Annotated in this window: 2 protein-coding genes and 1 pseudogene; 1 reads left to right on the forward strand and 2 read right to left on the reverse strand. The window is 63.4% G+C overall.

Features of this window, described 5'->3' with window-relative positions; genetic code table 11:
- Window positions 1–1448 (reverse strand): glycosyl hydrolase family 28-related protein (locus B3D39_RS16475; protein ID WP_286789896.1); only part of this gene is annotated, 1448 nt, incomplete at its 3' end.
- A 240-nt stretch (window positions 1449–1688) separates the two neighbouring features.
- Between B3D39_RS16475 and B3D39_RS16480 the strand changes: the two genes are divergently transcribed.
- Window positions 1689–2543 (forward strand): CHAD domain-containing protein, encoded by an 855-nt coding sequence (locus tag B3D39_RS16480; protein WP_274962659.1) that lies wholly within the window; start codon window positions 1689–1691, stop codon window positions 2541–2543.
- On the opposite strand, the pseudogene lysK reads toward B3D39_RS16480, so the two are convergent.
- A pseudogene (gene lysK / locus B3D39_RS16485) lies at window positions 2540–3506 on the reverse strand (lysine--tRNA ligase); the annotation flags it as partial. The gene B3D39_RS16480 and the pseudogene lysK sit on opposite strands and share 4 nt — an antisense overlap.

The raw sequence follows: 3506 nt of genomic DNA on the forward strand, positions 1-3506 counted from the left end.
AGGAACTGACAGCCATCGATCAACAGGTCCTGACACCCCCGCCCGATCGAAGTGATCGCGCGATCCTTGGGCCGAACCACATAGCTGTCGCGAATCTGGAACATCTGCCCATCCGGCGCCAGCATGATGCAGCTCGCCGCGCCGTTGCAGAGGAATTCCACATTGGCGACATTGAACCGGTCGAGCTTCTCCATCCCCGAGAAATCCAGCACATATTGGTGGCGCGTGAACGTGTAGGTCCGCGTGCCCGACCCGCCAAAAAGCGGCTGCGACAGGTAAAGCGTCTGCGCCCCCACATTCTTCGACTTCACATAGACCTCGCGCCCGACCCCGGTGCCGGTGATCCGCGCGCCAACGGGGATGTTGGCGATATTGGCGACCGAGGTCAGCTGCATCGACTGGCTCACCGAATAGCTCGCCTGCGACGTCACCACCTCATCGTCCCAAGCAGAGCCCGCGATCACGTTGATCTGCCCGTTCTGCAGAACCCGGCGGTTGGAAAAGCTCGACAGGTTCGGCGCGATCTCCTCGATGCGGATCGGCTCGGTCACCTCGACGCGGCGCCCTTTCAGGTCCAGCACGTTGTGATCCGTATAGCCGAACAGCGCCTGTAGCGCCTTCTTGAACCCCGCCGACTCATCGCCGAACGCCGCCGCATAGGTCGGAAAGTCGAAGGACGACATCAGCGCCAGTTTCGCTGCGACCGGCATCACCAGCGTGCCCACGAACTCGACCGGCGACGAGATCGAAATCGTGCGGCCCAGGTAATACACCCCCTCCGAGACGAAAACCTTGCGCCCGTTCGCCGCCTGATCGGCCGCATTGAAGGCCGCGACGTTGTCCGTGACGCCATCCCCGACCGCGCCGTAATCGCGCACATCGACCCAGCCCATCAGGTCGCGCAGAAAGGCCTCGGTTACATCCTCGATCTCGATATCGTCGATGCGCACCACGCCGCCATTGGCGCCGGTCAGGTCCAGCCCGAAATGCCCGTAAACCGCATCCAGCCCCCACGGCATATCGACACCGTCGCGCGAGCCGGTCCCGACGATCGCCGACACTTCGACCACCGCGCCATAGCTTTGCAGCGCGACTGTCGGGCCGACCTCGACCACGCCGCTCACATGGCTGCCTGATCCCGTCACCGCATAGCCCGCGACACGCACCTCCGGCAGGTTGCCGCTGACCGCCTTCACCCGCGCCCGGATGCGCAGGTAAGTCCCGGGCAGGATCGGCGTGTCGCCCATGTAGCGCAGCTTCTGCACCGTCTGCGTCTTGAGCATCTCCAGACAGCCGCCGAAATCCGCATCCGCCGGAACCAGCACGGCATTGCCCGCGCTCTCATAGGTCGTGGAGCCCGGCGTGCCATCCTCGCTCGACCATTGATCCAGCCCTTCGGCGAATGCGGGCGGGGTCAGCACCAGCCCTTCGGTAATCGCGACGTTCATCTGCAATCCTCTTGTCCATGTTCCCACCCGCGCGCCCCTTGCCATGCCAATTGCGCGCCGGGACCGACCGAAAGCGCCCGCGCTTCGGCCCGAACAGAGCTAGAAGGAAAGGTTAAAGAAGACCTGAGAGGGCCGTTCGCAGCCTGCGCTCCCGGTGCCCGTCCCGCTTCGCAGGTGACAGCGTCATGCGCCTGACATATCCTCGCGCCACATCGGGTGTGCAGCCAAGAGGAGCCGCAGATGGTTTACGCCATATCCCTCGACGACAAGACCCCGACAAAAGCCCTGCGCCGCATCGCGCGCAGCGAGCTTGGGACAGCCGTTAAACTGGCCGGAAAATCCGAGCCTTCGGTGCACGCCCTTCGCAAAGCGATCAAGAAGACCCGCGGCCTGATCCGTCTCTTCGCGCCGCATTTCTCCGATTTTCACAAGGAGAACGATGCCTTGGCCGAAGCCGCCCGGGGCATTTCCGGCCTGCGCGACGACGAGGTGATGCGCGCCTCGCTTATCCGGCTCGGGCGCGAAGGGCCCGATCTCGACGGTGCGTCGGCCGCCCGCGCGATGCTCGACGCGCTGCCCGCGACCCTGCCCCCGAAGACGGAAGACATCTCGACATTCGCGAAACGCGTCACGGAAATCCGCAAACGCGCGAAGGATTGGGAGGTCACCGAGAAGGGCTGGCCCGCCTATGAGGCCGGATTGTACGAGACGCTGAAAGATTGCCGCAAGCGTCTGAAAACCGCGCAGAAATCTAGGGCTGGCTTAGACCTGCACCATTGGCGGACGCGGGTGAAGCAGCACTGGTATCACACCCGCCTGCTCGCCCCGATCTGGCCGGAAATGCTGCATCCGCGCGAAGACGCACTCGACACTTTGGGGGAGTTGATCGGCGACCATCACGATCTGCATGTGCTCGAGACGAAAGTGCCTGAGCATCTCGACCCGGAAAGGGCCGACGCGCTGCTCACGTTGATCCGCGCCGAATCCGCCCGACTGGAGGCCGAAGCCTTCACCCTCGGCGCCAGGATATTCGCCGAGCCCCCCGAGCCGCTATGCGACCGCTGGGGGGCTTGGTTCGATCTCTGGAAATCTTAGTCGACCAGTTCGCCCGCCAGCGCCCGCTCGATCAGCGCGACCGTTTCATCGACACCGTAAAGCGCGATGAACCCGCCGAAACGCGGCCCCTGGCTCTGGCCCAGAAGTACCTCGTAAAGCGCCTTGAACCAATCGCGCAGGTTCGCGAATTCGTGGTTCTTGCCAACCGCGAAAACGACCGTCTGCAGGAACTCGTCGCTGTGGAAATCGGCCTCCGGCAGCGGCTCTTCGTTGCCGGCCGCCGCGTTCTTACGCGCGATCTGATCGAGCGCGGCTTCCTCGGATTTCAGCGCCTCGGCCAGATCTTCCAGCGCGGCGCGTTCGGACGCGTCGGGCGCACGGAAGACCAGCGTCGGCTTCACGAAATCCTCGAAATACTTCAGCGCGAAGCCTGCCGCTTGATCGAGATCGGGATTGCCTTCCGGGCTCGCCTCGGGCGCGTAGCGCTTGATGAAACCCCACAGCCCTTCCTTCTCGGTCGCGCCCGCGACGCTCGCGAGATTGAGCAGCATCGCGAAAGGCACCACCATCCGGCTCTCGGGCGGATTGCCCCCGTGGATGTGCCAGACCGGGTTGTTCACCTGCTGCTCGATCGGCTGATCGGGATAGGCGCGCAGCTGCTGGTGATATTCGTCCACCGCCTTCGGGATCACGTCGAAATGCATCCGCTTCGCGGTCTTCGGCTTGAGATACATGAAGTAGCTCAAGGATTCCGTCGCCGCATAGGTCAGCCATTCGTCGATCGACAGCCCGTTGCCCTTCGACTTCGAGATCTTCTCGCCATTCGCGTCTAGGAACAGCTCGTAGGTGAAGTGCTCCGGCGCACGCCCACCAAGCACGCGGCAGATGCCGTCATAAATCGGCGTGTTGGTCGAGTGGTCCTTGCCATACATCTCAAAATCGACGCCGAGCGCAGCCCAACGCATCCCGAAATCGGGTTTCCACTGCAGCTTCACATTGCCG

The organism is Thioclava sp. UBA3469 (genome assembly GCF_002378135.1).
In the GTDB taxonomy this organism is placed as follows: Bacteria; Pseudomonadota; Alphaproteobacteria; order Rhodobacterales; family Rhodobacteraceae; genus Thioclava; species Thioclava sediminum.

Coding starts and splice junctions, on each gene's coding strand:
- B3D39_RS16480 (WP_274962659.1), top strand. CDS start 1,689: ATGGTTTACGCCATATCCCTCGACGACAAGACCCCGACAAAAGCCCTG.